Consider the following 14,322-nt stretch of genomic DNA (forward strand, 5'->3'; position numbering starts at 1 on the left):
GAGAGCGCGCAGAGGCCCACCGGGTTCCCATCGGTTTGGGGTGCCCGGCGGCGAGTGAGCCGAAGGGGCGCGCCGCTGTCGAAAGGGAGAGCGCGCAGAGGCCCACCGGGTTCCCATCGGTTTGGGGTGCCCGGCGGCGAGTGAGCCGAAGGGGCGCGCCGCTGTCGAAAGGGAGAGCGCGCGGAGGCCCCGAGGAACGAGGGGCCGAGCACGGTCGACCGTCGACAGCGGCTGAAGCGCCCCGGAGGCGAACCGAGCCCCGAAAAAGAGCGGTGTTGATCGATCAGCCGTCCTAATTGCCCGAATTGTTACTCACCAAATCGTGATCATTCCCTAAAGCCGGGCCGTATCGGTGCCGAAGGACGTGGTGACCCGTCCCACCACTTCCCCAGGAGGCCTGGTGTCTGTTCTCCTCGAGCAACCGTCCAGCCTGGTCGCCTATCGCCCGAACAAGCCGACGGCCATGGTCGTCGTCGCCGACCCCCGCGTTCGTTCCACCGTCACCCGTCACCTGTGGGCCCTTGGGGTGCGCGACGTCATCGAGGCGTCGTCCATCGCGGAGGCCCGTCCCCGTATCGGCAACCCGCGCGACATCTGCGTCGCCGACGTCCACCTTCCCGATGGCTCCGGCCTCACGCTGCTGTCCGAGACCCGCGCCGCGGGCTGGCCCAACGGCCTCGCCCTCTCCGCCGCCGACGACATCGGCGCCGTACGCAACGCGCTGGCCGGCGGCGTCAAGGGCTATGTCGTCACCGGCACCCGCACCAACCTGGGCATCCCGGGCCGTCCGGGTGCCGCCCCCATCGGCGCCGCCGCCGCCCGGATGCACCGCCGCCCGCCGGGCGCCCCCGGTCACCCGGGCGGCTACCGGGAGCTGTCGGGCCGCGAGGTCGAGGTACTGAGGCTGGTTGCGGAGGGCCAGTCCAACAAGGCCATCGGCGTCTCGATGGGCCTGTCCGCACTCACCGTCAAGAGCCACCTCGCCCGGATCGCCCGCAAGCTCGGCACCGGCGACCGGGCCGGAATGGTCGCGGTCGCACTGCGTACCGGGATCATCCACTGAGCCGTACCGCCCGCCCGGCCACCACGCCGCCCCACCGCCCCCGCGCCCGCCGACGGAACGTTCCGTCGGCGGGCGCCCTGCGTACCCGGCGTGCACAGCTACTCTTGACAGGTGACCGACGCCCAAGAGACCGCAGCAGAGACGACACTGCGAACCACCGGGGGCGCCCCTCCGGACGACCTCGCCCCGGCGCCGGTCCCCTTGCTGGAGCCGCGCGAGGGCATCCCGCCCGTCACCGCCGACGCGGACGCGCTCGCCGAGGTCGTGGCGGCCTTCGCCGCGGGCCACGGGCCGGTGGCCGTCGACGCGGAGCGCGCCTCCGGCTACCGCTACGGACAGCGGGCCTATCTGGTCCAGCTGCGCCGGGCCGGATCGGGGACCGCACTGATCGACCCCGTGGGCTGCCCCGACCTCTCCGGTCTGGGCGCCGCGATCGCCGACGCCGAGTGGGTGCTGCACGCCGCGACCCAGGATCTGCCCTGTCTGCGGGACATAGGCATGGTCCCGACCCGGCTCTTCGACACCGAACTGGCGGGCCGGCTGGCCGGGTTCGCCCGGGTGGGGCTCGGCGCCATGGTCGAGAACATCCTCGGATACGCCCTGGAGAAGGGCCACTCCGCCGTCGACTGGTCCACCCGCCCGCTCCCCGAGCCCTGGCTGCATTACGCCGCGCTCGACGTCGAGCTGCTGGTCGATCTGCGTGACGCGCTGGAGGAGGAGCTGACCCGGCAGGGCAAGCTCGACTGGGCGCATCAGGAGTTCGCGGCCATCGCCGCCGCCCCGCCCGCCCCGCTGCGCAAGGACCCCTGGCGGCGTACCTCGGGCATGCACAAGGTCCGGCGGCGCCGGCAGATGGCCGTGGTGCGCGAGCTGTGGACGGCCCGGGACCGGATCGCCCAGCGCCGCGATGTCTCCCCGGGCAAGGTGCTGGGCGACGCGGCCATCGTCGAGGCCGCTCTGGCCCTGCCCGCGAACGCACGGGCGCTGGCCGCGCTGCACGGCTTCGGCCACCGGATGAGCCGGCGCCAGCTGGAGCAGTGGCAGGCCGCGGTGGACCGGGCGCGGGAGCTGCCGGAGACCGAGCTGCCCCAGCCGGGGCAGCCGGTGGCCGGTCCGCCCCCGCCGCGTGCGTGGGCCGACAAGGACCCGGCCGCGGCGGCGCGGCTCTCGGCGGCCCGCGCGGCGGTGACCCAACTCGCCGAACGGCTGAATCTGCCGCAGGAGAACCTGATCGCCCCGGACACCGTCCGGCGGCTGTGCTGGGAGCCCCCGGCGGAGCCGACGCTGAACGCCGTATCGGCCGTTCTGGCTGGTCACGGCGCTCGCGCCTGGCAAATCGACCAGGTGGCCGAGGCTCTGACGGGGGCCCTGGCGACGGCCTCGGCGTGATGTGACGCGCGTGGACCGGCGGCGCTTGCCGCCGGTCACGGCTGTGACCTTCGACGCTCCCAGGGTGGGGACTGGGCAGCTTGGTTACTCATAAGTAGCATGAGGGTGTGGAGGCGCGCCCAGGGCGTGCCCGCAGCAGTGCCATCCCGCACCTGGAGGAGAGCCAACGTGCCTCGTACCGCTAGGGACGTCGTCTTCGTCGACGGCGTCCGCACCCCATTCGGCAAGGCGGGCCCGAAGGGCATCTACCACGAGACCCGCGCCGACGACCTGGTCGTCAAGTGCATCCGGGAGCTGCTGCGACGCAACCCGGACCTGCCGCCGGAGCGCATCGACGAGGTGGCCGTCGCCGCGACGACGCAGATCGGCGACCAGGGCCTGACCCTGGGCCGCACCGCCGGCATCCTGGCCGGGCTGCCCCAGTCGGTCCCCGGCTACTCGATCGACCGCATGTGCGCCGGCGCGATGACCGCCGTCACCACGACGGCGGGCTCCATCGCCTTCGGCGCGTACGACATCGTCGTGGCGGCCGGCGTCGAGCACATGGGCCGCCACCCCATGGGCGAGGCCGTCGACCCGAACCCGCGGTTCGTCTCGGAGAAGCTGGTCGACGAGTCCGCCCTGTTCATGGGCATGACCGCGGAGAACCTGCACGACCGGCTGCCGCACATCACCAAGCAGCGCGCCGACGAGTTCGCGCTGCGCAGCCAGGAGAAGGCCGCCAAGGCGTACGCCAACGGCAAGATCCAGCAGGATCTGGTGCCGATCTCCGTGCGCCGCACCAGCCCCGAGGGCGGCGAGACCGGCTGGGGCCTCGCGACCGCCGACGAGCCCATGCGGCCCGGCACCACGCTCGAGGGCCTGGCCGCGCTGAAGACCCCGTTCCGCCCGCACGGCCGGATCACCGCGGGCAACTCGGCGGGGCTCAACGACGGCGCGACCGCCTCGCTGATCGCCTCCGAGGACGTCGCCCGGGAGCTGGGCCTGCCGGTCAAGATGCGCCTGGTCAGTTACGCCTTCGCGGGCGTCGAGCCCGAGGTGATGGGCTACGGTCCCGTCCCGGCGACCAAGAAGGCGCTCGCCAAGGCCGGCCTGACGATCGACGACATCGGCCTCTTCGAGATCAACGAGGCGTTCGCCGTGCAGGTCCTGTCCTTCCTGGACCACTACGGCATCGCGGACGACGACCCGCGCGTCAACCAGTACGGCGGCGCGATCGCCTACGGTCACCCGCTCGCCTCCTCCGGTGTGCGGCTGATGACGCAGCTCGCACGGCAGTTCGAGGAGCAGCCGGAGGTCCGCTACGGCATCACCACCATGTGCGTCGGCTTCGGCATGGGTGCCACCGTGATCTGGGAGAACCCACACTTCGAGGGGAACAAGTGAGCAACACCGCAGAGCTTCTCAAGGGAGCGGCCGAGCTGTTCCCGGGCGAGGTCGTGACGCAGGCGCACGTCCGCCACCTCGATCTCCCCCAGAGCGCCGGCCGCTTCGCGCTCATCACGCTCGACAACGGTCTGGACCACACCAAGCCCACCACCTTCGGCCCGGCCTCGCTCGCCAACCTCAATACGGCGATCGACCAGGTCGAGAAGGAGGCCGCGGACGGCAAGATCGTCGGCGTCGGCATCACCGGCAAGCCGTTCATCTTCGCCGTCGGCGCCGACCTCAAGGGCGTGGAGCTGCTCACCCGCCACGAGGACGCGCTGGCCATCGGCAAGGGCGGCCACGAGGTCTTCAAGCGCCTGGCCACGCTCGCCGTGCCGAGCTTCGCGTACTACAACGGCGCGGCGATGGGCGGCGGCGTCGAGGTCGGCCTGCACTGCTCGTACCGCACCGTCTCGGCCACGCTGCCCGCCTTCTCGCTGCCCGAGGTGTTCCTGGGCCTGGTCCCCGGCTGGGGCGGCTGCACCCTGCTGCCGAACCTGATCGGCGCGGACCGCGCGGTCTCGGTCATCATCGAGAACTCGCTCAACCAGAACAAGCAGCTCAAGGGCGCGCAGGTCTACGAGCTCGGGATCGCGGACGCGCTCTTCGAGGGCGCGGACTTCCTGGAGCAGTCGCTGATCTGGACCGCGGCCGTCCTCAAGGGCGAGATCGAGATCGTACGGCCCGAGGTGGACCGCGGCGACGCCTGGCACGAGGCCGTCGAGCGCGGCCGCGCCATCGCCGACAGCAAGGTGCACGGGGCGGCCCCGGCCGCGTACCGTGCGCTGGACATCATCGACGCCTCCCGCAACGGTGACCTCGCCCGCGGCTTCGACGCCGAGGAGAAGGCGCTGGCCGACCTGATCATGGGCGGCGAGCTGCGCAGCGGCATCTACGCCTTCAACCTGGTGCAGAAGCGCGCCAAGCGCCCGGCCGGGGCGCCGGACAAGTCGCTCGCCCGCCCGGTCACCAAGGTGGGCGTCGTCGGCGCGGGGCTGATGGCCTCGCAGCTCGCGCTGCTGTTCGCGCGGCGTCTGGAGGTGCCGGTCGTACTGACCGACATCGACCAGGAGCGCGTCGACAAGGGCGTCGGCTATGTCCACGGCGAGATCGACAAGCTGCTGCTCAAGGGCCGGATCAACCAGGACAAGGCCAACCGCCTCAAGGCCTTGGTGACCGGGTCGCTGGACAAGGCCGCCGCCTTCGGGGACGCCGACTTCGTCATCGAGGCCGTCTTCGAGGAGATGGGCGTCAAGCAGAAGGTGTTCGCCGAGGTCGAGGCGGTCGTGCCGGAGCACGCCATCCTTGCCACCAACACCTCCTCGCTGTCGGTGTCCGAGATGGCGTCCAAGCTCAAGCACCCCGAGCGGGTCGTCGGCTTCCACTTCTTCAACCCGGTCGCGATCCTTCCGCTGCTGGAGATCGTCCGCGGTCAGAAGACCGATGACGCGTCGCTGGCCACGGCCTTCGGCGTGGCCAAGAAGCTGAAGAAGACCGCCGTCCTGGTCAAGGACGCCCCGGCGTTCGTCGTCAACCGGATCCTGACCCGCTTCATGGGCGAGATCCAGAACGTCATCGACGAGGGCACCCCGGTCGACGTCGCGGAGCGCGCGGTCGAGCCGCTCGGACTGCCGATGTCCCCGCTGGTGCTGCTGGAGCTGGTCGGCCCGGCGATCGGCCTGCATGTCTCGCAGACGCTGCACGGGGCCTTCCCGGACCGCTTCACGGTCTCGGAGAACCTCAAGCGCGTGGTCGAGGCCGGCAAGCGCGGCTTCTACGTCCATGACTCAGGTGAGCCGAAGCTCGACCCCGAGGTCGCCGCGCTGCTGCGGCAGGGCGACACGGTCCTGACGGAGGAGCAGACCCGCGAGCGGGTGCTGGACGCCGTCGCGCAGGAGATCGGCCTGATGCTCGAGGAGGGCATCGTCGCCGAGGCGCAGGACATCGACCTCTGCCTGATCACCGGCGCGGGCTGGCCCTTCCACCTGGGCGGCATCACGCCGTACCTGGACCGCGAGGGCGTCTCGGAGCGGGTGAACGGGAAGAAGTTCCTGGCTCCGGGCGTGGCGAGCGTCCCGGCGTAGCGCGGCACCGCCGTATCGAGCGCCGGACGGGCCGACTCAGCCCGTCCGGCGCTCGACCGCGTCCGACACCCGGGACCACGCCCGCAGCGCGAGCCCCCGCTCGTCCGTCCTCTGACGGGCCACCAACAGCCCGCCGTCCAGCGCGACCGCGGCCAGCACCACCCGGCCGAGCCCGTCGAGCGCCAGCGCCGGGGTATGGGCGCCCGCCTCACCCGACAGCGTCCACCACACGCCCGCCACCTCGTCCTCCGCCGGATGCGCGGCGACGGCCAGCCGGCCGCTCCCGGTGTCCCGGTGGGCCAGCACGACGCAGTCATGGCCGTCCACGGGGGCGCGGACCACGGCGACCGGGCCCGAGCCCGCCTCGCCGCCCAGCGACGCCGTGGCGGGGGCGTCCGGGCGCCAGGCGAGCACGCCGCCGCCGTCCGCGTCCCGCCAGTAGTGGGTGACCGTGTCGCGGCTGCTCTCGACGGCGGAGGCGGAACCGGCCTGGAGGCGCGCCGGAATGTCCTCGGCCCGCTGCAGCGCACCGCCGGGCTCGGGCTGGTACCAGCGCAGCGCCACCCCCCGGCCGGCCGGAGCGAACAGTTCCACGCGGCCGTCGGCGGTCTCGGCGGCCGACAGACCGTCGAGCACCTCCGTGCCCTTCAGATCGGTCCACCCGCCCCACTTGCCCTTGGCGTCCTGGCGCCGCGTGCTCACCCCGCGCCCGGCGTTGCGGACGAAGACATGCACCGCGCCCGAGGAGTCCACGGCCGCGGCCGGCGCCCCGGTCCGCTCCGCCTTGGCGCGGTCCCCGGGGTGCGGGGTGCCGAGGGAGTGCCAGGCGGTCAGGGGACGGCCCGTCTGGAACTGCGTGGCGTGGACGACGTCCACCTGCGCGCCGTCCTTGCCCGCCCTGCGCCGCAGCCCGACGATGTGCGCGTATCCGTCGGCCCCCTGAGCGACCGTCATCTCGGACAGCCCGGGAGCCTCGATCAGCCACGGGCCCGTCCAGGTGGGTCCTCCCGGCCGGTCCTCGGTCCAGCGGACGACGCCGCCCGCCACCGGTGCGTAGGCCGTGAGCCTGCCGTCCTTGCCGCGGAACAACCGCAACGCCATGGCCCGCCGCCAACCTTCCCGACGCCAATCCGCCTGATCGAACGCTGCCCATAGTATTTTGCCTGCCCTATGGACGGTCTTGTGGTGGTGGACGCGGCGAACGTGGTCGGCTCGGTCCCGGACGGCTGGTGGCGTGACCGCCGCGGCGCCGCCGAGCGGCTGCGCGACCACCTCGCCGTCCTCGCGCGCACCGGCCTGCCGGAACGGCCGGGCGTACCCGAATGGGCCCGTCACCCCCCGGTGGACATCGTCCTGGTCGTCGAGGGCGCCGCGCGCGGGGTCGCGTCGGTGGAGGGGGTGCGGGTGGAGTCGGCGCCGGGGAGCGGCGACGACCGCATCGTGGAGATCGTGGCGGCGCGCGAACCGGGCCGCCCCTGCCTGGTGGTGACCGCGGACCAGGGTTTGCGGGCACGTGTGAAAGCGCTCGGGGCCGACGTGGTCGGGCCCCGGGCAGTACGTCCCGGCTGACCGCCCGCCCCAGCGCCGTGTTATCCAGCGCGAATTACGGGTCTTTATGTATTCCGCCGCTCTCCGTCTCTCGATTGTCTCCTCTTTATCCCCGGTTCTTTATCGCGCTTTCCCGTCAAGCGCGGGGCAGCAGGCCGAGCAGCATTCCCACCATAAGGACCGCATAGGCCCCGAGAGCGACCGTGGCGGTGGACACCAGCGTGGCGCGCGGGGGCTGCCGGACCAATTGGTACGCGATGAGACCGGGCACGATATAGCCCAGCGTCTGATGCGTGAACAGCATTGGGAACTGGTGCTGCAACACCATGTAGAGCGTCGCCTGCAGCAGGACGCCGCACATCACGACCGCGGCGAACAGCCGCTTGCCGTACAGGATCACCGCACCCTGCAACAGCCTGGTGGACAGATACGTCAGCACGGTCACGCCGACGACCATGGAGGCCAGCCGCAGGTCCTCGATGAGAGTCAGGGCAAGCCATCCCGGGGTGATCATGCCGCCCGGTGAGAGGTTGGTCGTCAGATAGCAGACCAGGGAGAAGAGCAGGCCGAGGGCGATGCCCAGGGCGGCCATGTCCGGGGTGAGGGCGACCGGGTTCACAGGGCGCCTCCGATGCCGTGGGTCGCTGTGCCGTCCGTGGCGGCGGTCGCCATGGGGGTTCCGGTCGCGGGCAGCCGTGTCAGCCGCGCGAGCCGCTCCAGGAGCCGCTCGCCCTGCCCGTGGATGTTGCCGACCGCGACGAGCGACGCGTCGTCGCCGCTGATCTCCTCCAGGACGGCGCCCATCAGCTCGTCCGCGTCCCGGTGGTCGCCCCCGAGGTCGACGACCCGGCCCGTCCAGCCGTCGGGTATGCCGTCCCGTGCGCTCTTGGTGGGGTGGCCGATCAGGAACACCGTCTCCGGGTCGAGTTCGGGCACGATCGCCCCCATCTGGCCATTGCGCTCGACCCGGTCGGGACGGCAGTTGATGAGGACGTGCAACGGGCGGTGGATCGCGCCCAGGCCGAGCAGCTGGCGCACGTTCATCAGCGTCGACTCGGGGTCGTTGGCGGCGAAGACATTGGCGAAGCCGAGCCGCGCGCCCTGCGGCGTACGGTACTTCTCCACGGACAGCACGCCCGGGTCCGGCGGCGCCTCCCACATGCCGCGCAGCGCCGTCCGCCGGTCGACGCCGAGCAGCCCGGCCACCGCGATCGCTATCGCGACGTTCTCCTTGAAGGTGAACCAGCTGAAGCCGCGCAGTTCCTCGTCCGTGACGGACTGGGGATCGACGGCGATCAGCTCGCAGTCGCGGGCGGCGGCCTCCTCGCGCAGGATGTGCAGCCGGTCGCGTTCGGCGGTCACGCACACGCCGCCGACCGGCATGGAGCGGCACAGCGAGCGGGCGACGTCATCGAGCGTCGGCCCCATCTCGGCCAGATGATCCTCGCGGACATTGCACAGCACGCCGATCGTCGAGCGGATGAGTTTGGTCTGGTTGACCTCCTGGAGGGCGGGCATCACCGCCATGCACTCGATCACGAGGGCCTGGGGCCGGTAGGCCGCGGCCCGCCGGACGATGCCGATCTGCTCGACGACATTGGCGATGCCGAACTTCCGGTAGACGGGCTCCTCGGTGGCGTCCGGGTGGATGAAGCGGGCGGCGGTACCGGTGGTCTTGGCGACCGTGACCGACCCGCCACCGCGCAGCGCACCCGCGCACAGCCGGGTGATGGAGCTCTTGCCCCGGATGCCGTTGACCAGGACACGGTGGGGGATCCGCGCCAGGTTCTCGAAGTGTCTGCGCTGTTCGACGACGCCGGCGACGAGCAGCCCGAGGGAACAGAGGAGGAAGACGCTGTAGAGAAAAAGCATGTCTCCGCTTGTGGGTTGTATGGGGGGTGGGGGGACGGTGCGGGGGGAGCCGGCTTCTCAGTGCGGTCGGCGGACGGCGGGTCCGGGCGCGCCCGTGGCACCCGGCTCCGTGACGGCCAGCCGCTGCCGGATCAGCTCCAGGCTGCGGACGACCGACCCGACCTCGTCGTGGTGGTGGGGGTAGCGCACGGTCTCCAGATCACCGGCGGCCAGCGCGGCGCCCGCCCGGTCCAGGGCCCGCAGCGGCCGTAGTACGGTCAGCTCCAGCCAGCCCAGACACAGCACGGTCGCGCCGAAGGCGAGCAGCCCGGCGACCTCGGCCCGACGCTGTGTCTCGTACGAGGCCAGCGGCAGCCAGGACACCGGCTTGCGGGTGATCACGCGCCACCCGAGGGTGTTGACGGCACCGGTGCCCCGCACGGCGACCGCCGTGGTGAGCGTCGGCCCGGCCCCGTCGCGGCCGGGCAGTGACGCGAAGGCGATGAAGCCGTTGTTGGAGCCAATGACCTTGTCGTTCGCGTCGACGAGCCAGGCCCGGCCGATACGGGCGCGGTCGAGTGCCTCGCTGAGCACCCCGGGCCGGAGTTCGGCCACCAGCGCCCGGCCGTCCCGTCCGCCCAGCGGGACGACCGCCGCGGACACCGGCACCTTGCCGTGGTGGTTGAGCTGGAGAACGGCGGGCGTGCCGTGCCCGACCCGGCTCAGGACGGCCTTGCGGTCCGCGCCGTAAGGGTCACCGCCCGCGCGCTCCAGGACCTCCCCGTCACGGCCGAGGAGGTAGAGCGAGCGCCATGCGCTGTGCTCGGGCAGCGCCGTTCTCAGGGCCTTCCCGAGTCGGTCGGGCGTACGGCCCGCGAGCAGGGCGACCGAGGACAGATCGGCGACGCCTTCGCCGAGCATCCGCCGCACCCGGCCGGACGCGGCCGCGGTGCGGTCCCGCTGGGCGCGCACGACAGGATCGGGCACCGCTTCGCGGCCCCCTGCCAGGTTCATCAGCGGCAGTGCGCAGGACCAGGCCGTCACGAGCACCGCGCAGCCCAGCACCGTGAGGCGCACGCTGCCACGGGCCCGTGGAGACTCCGTCTTGGCGCGCTCGCCCAGGAGTTGACCTCGCAGCGACTCCAGACACCGGCCGGCCCGGGCCGTTTCGCCGTGCCCGTACCGGCCGACCGGGCGCGAGAGATCGCCCCGAGCGAGGCGGCGTGCATCCATGTGCAGCCGCAGCAGCGGACGTTGGACCCGGCGGGAGAGCACCCAGGTGACGATGAGGCAGATGGCCAGCAGGGCGGCCGCCGCGCCCGCGCCCCGCAGCCGGTCGCTCGCGACGGCGGTGCCGGCCGGGACCTGGGCCCCCGTGGCCACGACCAGGCCGAAATCCTGGCCGCCGTCGCCCGGGGGCACGACCGCATGGCCGACGACGGCGTGGTGGCCCCGGTCGCCGCGGGCGGTACGGCTGCCGGTCGCGCCCCGGGCCCGCACGGACTCGCGGGCCAGCCCACGCAGGGTCTCGTCGCCACGGCGGTCCCCGGAGGCGGCGAGGATGCGGCTGTCGGTGTTCACGACGAACGTGGCCCGGCCCGCCTGCTCGTCCGGCAGGCGCAGCGCGCGGGAGGCGACCAGCAGCAGCCGTCCTCCACCCGGCGCGTCAAGGGGCGCGAAGGACAGCACCCGGGGCTCGCCCGAGGCGAGGCTGACAAGGCGAGAGCGCAGACTGGGCTCCTCACCACGGGCGGGCCGGCGCCCCAGCGGCACGGCCTCCCCGTGCGAGGCCAGCGGACGGCCGGTGGCGGCGTCCACGACCGCGAGGCCGCGCCACTTGTGATAGGCGTCCCTGAGCTTGCGCAGCGCCTCGTCGGGGGATCCGGGGGCGCTGAGGCGGAGCAGTTCGGTGGCGTCGTGCAGATCGCCGGAGCTCTGCTCCAGCGAGGCGCGCAGGGACCCGGCGGCGTCGGCGGCCACGTCCTGCTGGGCCTCGGCCACGGCGCGCGAGACCGTGCGGTCGTCGGAGCGCCCCACGGTCAGAGCGGTGAATCCCGAGACGGCGAGCAAGAGCGCACACAAGACCGCGATGGGCGGGCGGACGCCCCCGAGGAGAGGCATGTCCGCGCGTTTTCGTCGGGTCCCCTGCGATCGCCGTGTGACCCGCACGGCTAAATGCATGAGAACCTCTTCCCTCGGGTTTCCCTTCTCCCTTACTGATGCCCGGACTTATTGCCGGGTTGATATCCGGGGGTCAAAATCACTGTGATGTGGAACACGTTCCTGAATTGCTTCGTATTCGAGCCGCGGCGGCGGCGCTTTCTCGCCATTACGGTCGTGCTCGCCTTGGGTGTCTCGGCGACACTCATGACGCTCGCGCTCCAGGACACCGGGCGGCCCCCGCGGGTCGACCTGGAGCGACAGGTCAGCGCATATGTCGCGGACTTCTCCCGCAACGGCCCGTACCGGCCGCCCGGCGCCGCCGAACGCGCGGGCATGAGCGAAGGGATCACGCGCCTCCTCGACGGGCGGACCGACGCGGCGCGCGGGCCCCTGTCCAGGGCCGGCTACCGCGTGCGCACGGTGCGCCTGGCGGGCTCGGGGCGATGGGTCGCCCAGGTCACCGAGGCCGGCGGCCGGACGGCACGGCGGCGCGGCTGGGGCGAGGTGTACATCGATCTGAGCAGCCGTGTGCGGTGGAGCGCACAGGTGCCCCACCCCGTGTCGGACCAGCACACCGAGCTCATGGGCGCGGAGTTGTTCTCGCGGGCCCCCGGCGGGGTCCTGGTGCTGGCGGGCGCCAACCGCCACGTCGGCCGGGGCAACACGGCGGACGTGGCGCACCGCGAGGACTCCCTCTTCGATGCCGTGTGCGGGGCGCTCACCGCCCGCCGGATCCCCGGCATCCAGATACACGGCTTCGCCGACGACAGCTCACCGGGCAACGACGTGGTGGCCTCACCGGGACCCGGCCGGCCAGGCGCACTGGTGCGCCGGGCGGCGCGGCTGTTGTCCGCCGGCGGATTCGAGGTGTGCCGGGCCTGGCGGCGGGACTGCGGTGAGCTGGAGGGCACCACCAACGTGCAGGCACGCAGGGCCGCCGCGCGGGGCGTCCCCTTCCTGCACATCGAGAACAGCCGCAGTGTCCGTGACTCCCCTCGGGCCCGCTCGCGGGTCGTCGGCGCGCTGGTGTGGGTGGCGACCCGGCTCGGCCGGTGACGGGCCTGTCACCAGCCCGCACCGCAGAGGCCGGATGCCGCGTCACCCACCTGTCCGGACAGCACATCTAGCCCCCGGAGGCGCTCACCCGGCTGTGCCGGCGTCCGTACCCGGAGTAGATGACAAAGCCCAGCAGCATCCACGCCCCGAACCTCAGCCAGGTCTCGGCGGGCAGATTGAGCATCAGCCACAGCGACGCGGCCACCGACAGGATCGGCAGCGCCGGCACCCACGGCGTACGGAAGGCGCGGGGCAGATCGGGACGGGTGCGGCGGAGGATGATGATGCCGAGGGCGACGACGACGAAGGCGAAGAGCGTGCCGATGTTCACCAGCGCCGCCAGTGCGGAGATGCTGGTGAACCCCGCGACCACGGCGATGAGCACACCGAGCAGAATCGTCGAGCGGTACGGCGTGCCGAACCGGGGATGCACCTTGGAGAAGACCCGGGGCAGCAGCCCGTCCCGGCTCATCGCGAAGAACACCCGGCTCTGGCCGAGCAGCAGGATCATGCACACCGTGGTGAGTCCGACCGCCGCGCCGAAGCTGATGACGCCCGCGTAGAAGGGGTGTCCGGTCGCCTTGAAGGCATCGGCGAGCGGGGCGTCCACCGTCAGCTTGGTGTACTTCTGCATGCCGGTGACCACGAGGGACACGGCGACGTAGAGCACGGTGCAGATGAAGAGCGAGCCGAGGATGCCGCGGGGCACGTCGCGCTGCGGATTCCTGGTCTCCTCGGCCGCGGTCGCCACGATGTCGAAGCCGATGAAGGCGAAGAAGACCACGGCGGCGGCGGTGAAGATGCCCTGGATGCCGAAGGTCGTCGGCTGGTAGCCGAACATCAGCTGGATCAGCGGCGCGGTGAGCCCGGAGCCCGAGACCATGCCCTTGGGCTCGGGGATGAAGGGGTGATAGTTGTCCGGGTCGATGAAGAAGGCGCCCGCGATGATGACCAGCAGCACCACGGTCACCTTCACCGCGACCACCACGGCGGTGACGTGCGCGGACAGCTTCATGCCGAGGACCAGGATCCCGGTCAGCACGAGCACCAGAAGAGCGGCGAGCACGTCGAAGGAGAAGCCGTGCGCCACGTCGGGGCCGGACAGGATGGCGGGCAGATGCCAGCCGGCGTTGGCCATCAGCGAGCGCACATAGCCGGACCAGCCGACCGCGACCACGGCGGTGCCGAGCGCGAATTCCAGCACCAGGTCCCAGCCGATGATCCAGGCGGGCAGCTCGCCGAGCGAGGCGTACGAGAAGGTGTACGCGGACCCGGCCACCGGCACGGTCGAGGCGAACTCGGCGTAGCACAGGGCGGCCAGCGCGCAGACGATGCCCGCGACGACGAAGGCGAGGGAGGTCGCGGGGCCCGCCTGCTCCTTGGCGACGGCTCCGGTCAGCACGAAGATACCGGTGCCGATGATGACGCCGACGCCGAAGACCGTGAGGTCCAGGGCGGAGAGGGACCGGGTCAGCGCGTGCTCGGGCTCCTCGGTGTCCTGGATGGACTGCTCGACCGTCTTCGTCCGCAGATAGTCCGGCCGGACCTTACCGCCGGAGTCGTCGCCGGAGTCGTCGCCGGAGCCTCTGTCGGGTTTCTGAACGCTCACCGGTGCCACCTCCACGCCTGCCCGTGCCCCGTGCGCGCCCATGGTTCTGCCAACCGGACAGGAGCGAGGTATGCACACCCGGGGCCCCCGCCGATTCACCCAATGGGGGCGGAGCGGCGGGACGCACGCTG

11 protein-coding genes are annotated in these 14,322 nt (G+C 72.1%); 6 read left to right on the forward strand and 5 right to left on the reverse strand.

The window, feature by feature from the left end:
• The first annotated feature begins 400 nt into the window (after positions 1-400).
• The 4 genes from ABZS71_RS03220 to ABZS71_RS03235 all read left to right on the forward strand — a co-directional run bounded on the left by ABZS71_RS03220 (position 401) and on the right by ABZS71_RS03235 (position 5,964).
• Entirely contained in the window at positions 401-1,063 is a 663-nt protein-coding gene (locus ABZS71_RS03220; protein ID WP_355860608.1) for a response regulator transcription factor, read from the forward strand.
• Positions 1,064-1,174: 111 nt separating this feature from the next.
• Positions 1,175-2,452: a ribonuclease D gene (locus tag ABZS71_RS03225; protein WP_356207123.1), complete on the forward strand. Its 1,278-nt coding sequence runs from the start codon at positions 1,175-1,177 to the stop codon at positions 2,450-2,452.
• Between the two features lie 168 nt (positions 2,453-2,620).
• Positions 2,621-3,838: an acetyl-CoA C-acyltransferase gene (locus tag ABZS71_RS03230; RefSeq protein WP_355860612.1), complete on the forward strand. Its 1,218-nt coding sequence runs from the start codon at positions 2,621-2,623 to the stop codon at positions 3,836-3,838.
• Positions 3,835-5,964, forward strand: a complete 2,130-nt coding sequence (locus ABZS71_RS03235) for a 3-hydroxyacyl-CoA dehydrogenase NAD-binding domain-containing protein (protein WP_356207126.1) — start codon at positions 3,835-3,837, stop codon at positions 5,962-5,964. The genes ABZS71_RS03230 and ABZS71_RS03235 overlap by 4 nt, the downstream gene beginning before the upstream one ends.
• A gap of 36 nt (positions 5,965-6,000) precedes the next feature.
• Here ABZS71_RS03235 and ABZS71_RS03240 read toward each other — a convergent pair whose 3' ends face one another.
• Positions 6,001-7,065, reverse strand: coding sequence for a hypothetical protein (locus tag ABZS71_RS03240; RefSeq protein WP_356207129.1), 1,065 nt, complete (start codon positions 7,063-7,065; stop codon positions 6,001-6,003).
• Between the two features lie 69 nt (positions 7,066-7,134).
• Between ABZS71_RS03240 and ABZS71_RS03245 the strand changes: the two genes are divergently transcribed.
• Positions 7,135-7,533 carry an NTP pyrophosphohydrolase gene (locus ABZS71_RS03245; RefSeq protein WP_355850533.1) on the forward strand — a complete coding sequence of 133 codons (399 nt, stop codon included), beginning with the start codon at positions 7,135-7,137 and terminating at the stop codon, positions 7,531-7,533.
• Positions 7,534-7,648: 115 nt separating this feature from the next.
• Here ABZS71_RS03245 and ABZS71_RS03250 read toward each other — a convergent pair whose 3' ends face one another.
• Genes ABZS71_RS03250 through ABZS71_RS03260 form a run of 3 tightly spaced genes read right to left on the reverse strand, consistent with a single transcriptional unit; the run spans position 7,649 to position 11,484 of the window.
• The gene (locus tag ABZS71_RS03250) at positions 7,649-8,131 is read right to left on the reverse strand and encodes a poly-gamma-glutamate biosynthesis protein PgsC/CapC (protein ID WP_355850536.1); all 483 of its coding nucleotides are present in this window, start codon (positions 8,129-8,131) and stop codon (positions 7,649-7,651) included.
• The gene (gene pgsB / locus ABZS71_RS03255; RefSeq protein ID WP_356207132.1) at positions 8,128-9,384 is read right to left on the reverse strand and encodes a poly-gamma-glutamate synthase PgsB; all 1,257 of its coding nucleotides are present in this window, start codon (positions 9,382-9,384) and stop codon (positions 8,128-8,130) included. The genes ABZS71_RS03250 and pgsB overlap by 4 nt, the downstream gene beginning before the upstream one ends.
• Positions 9,385-9,441: 57 nt before the next feature.
• The gene (locus tag ABZS71_RS03260; protein WP_356207134.1) at positions 9,442-11,484 is read right to left on the reverse strand and encodes a HAMP domain-containing protein; all 2,043 of its coding nucleotides are present in this window, start codon (positions 11,482-11,484) and stop codon (positions 9,442-9,444) included.
• A 147-nt stretch (positions 11,485-11,631) separates the two neighbouring features.
• Here ABZS71_RS03260 and ABZS71_RS03265 point away from each other — a divergent pair, with 147 nt between their 5' ends.
• Positions 11,632-12,582, forward strand: a complete 951-nt coding sequence (locus ABZS71_RS03265) for a hypothetical protein (RefSeq protein ID WP_356207137.1) — start codon at positions 11,632-11,634, stop codon at positions 12,580-12,582.
• Between the two features lie 67 nt (positions 12,583-12,649).
• On the opposite strand, the gene ABZS71_RS03270 is transcribed toward ABZS71_RS03265, so the two are convergent.
• The gene (locus ABZS71_RS03270) at positions 12,650-14,113 is read right to left on the reverse strand and encodes an amino acid permease (RefSeq protein WP_355850690.1); all 1,464 of its coding nucleotides are present in this window, start codon (positions 14,111-14,113) and stop codon (positions 12,650-12,652) included.
• Between the last annotated feature and the right edge of the window lie 209 nt (positions 14,114-14,322).

This window comes from Streptomyces sp. NPDC005393 (assembly GCF_040606675.1).
Classification (GTDB): Bacteria; Actinomycetota; Actinomycetes; order Streptomycetales; family Streptomycetaceae; genus Streptomyces.

Bases quoted from the DNA above. Each gene is read 5' to 3' on its own strand.
- ABZS71_RS03240 (WP_356207129.1), bottom strand. From the start codon at position 7,065: ATGGCGTTGCGGTTGTTCCGCGGCAAGGACGGCAGGCTCACGGCCTAC.
- ABZS71_RS03265 (WP_356207137.1), top strand. From the start codon at position 11,632: ATGTGGAACACGTTCCTGAATTGCTTCGTATTCGAGCCGCGGCGGCGG.
- ABZS71_RS03260 (WP_356207134.1), bottom strand. From the start codon at position 11,484: ATGCCTCTCCTCGGGGGCGTCCGCCCGCCCATCGCGGTCTTGTGTGCG.
- ABZS71_RS03245 (WP_355850533.1), top strand. From the start codon at position 7,135: ATGGACGGTCTTGTGGTGGTGGACGCGGCGAACGTGGTCGGCTCGGTC.
- pgsB (WP_356207132.1), bottom strand. From the start codon at position 9,384: ATGCTTTTTCTCTACAGCGTCTTCCTCCTCTGTTCCCTCGGGCTGCTC.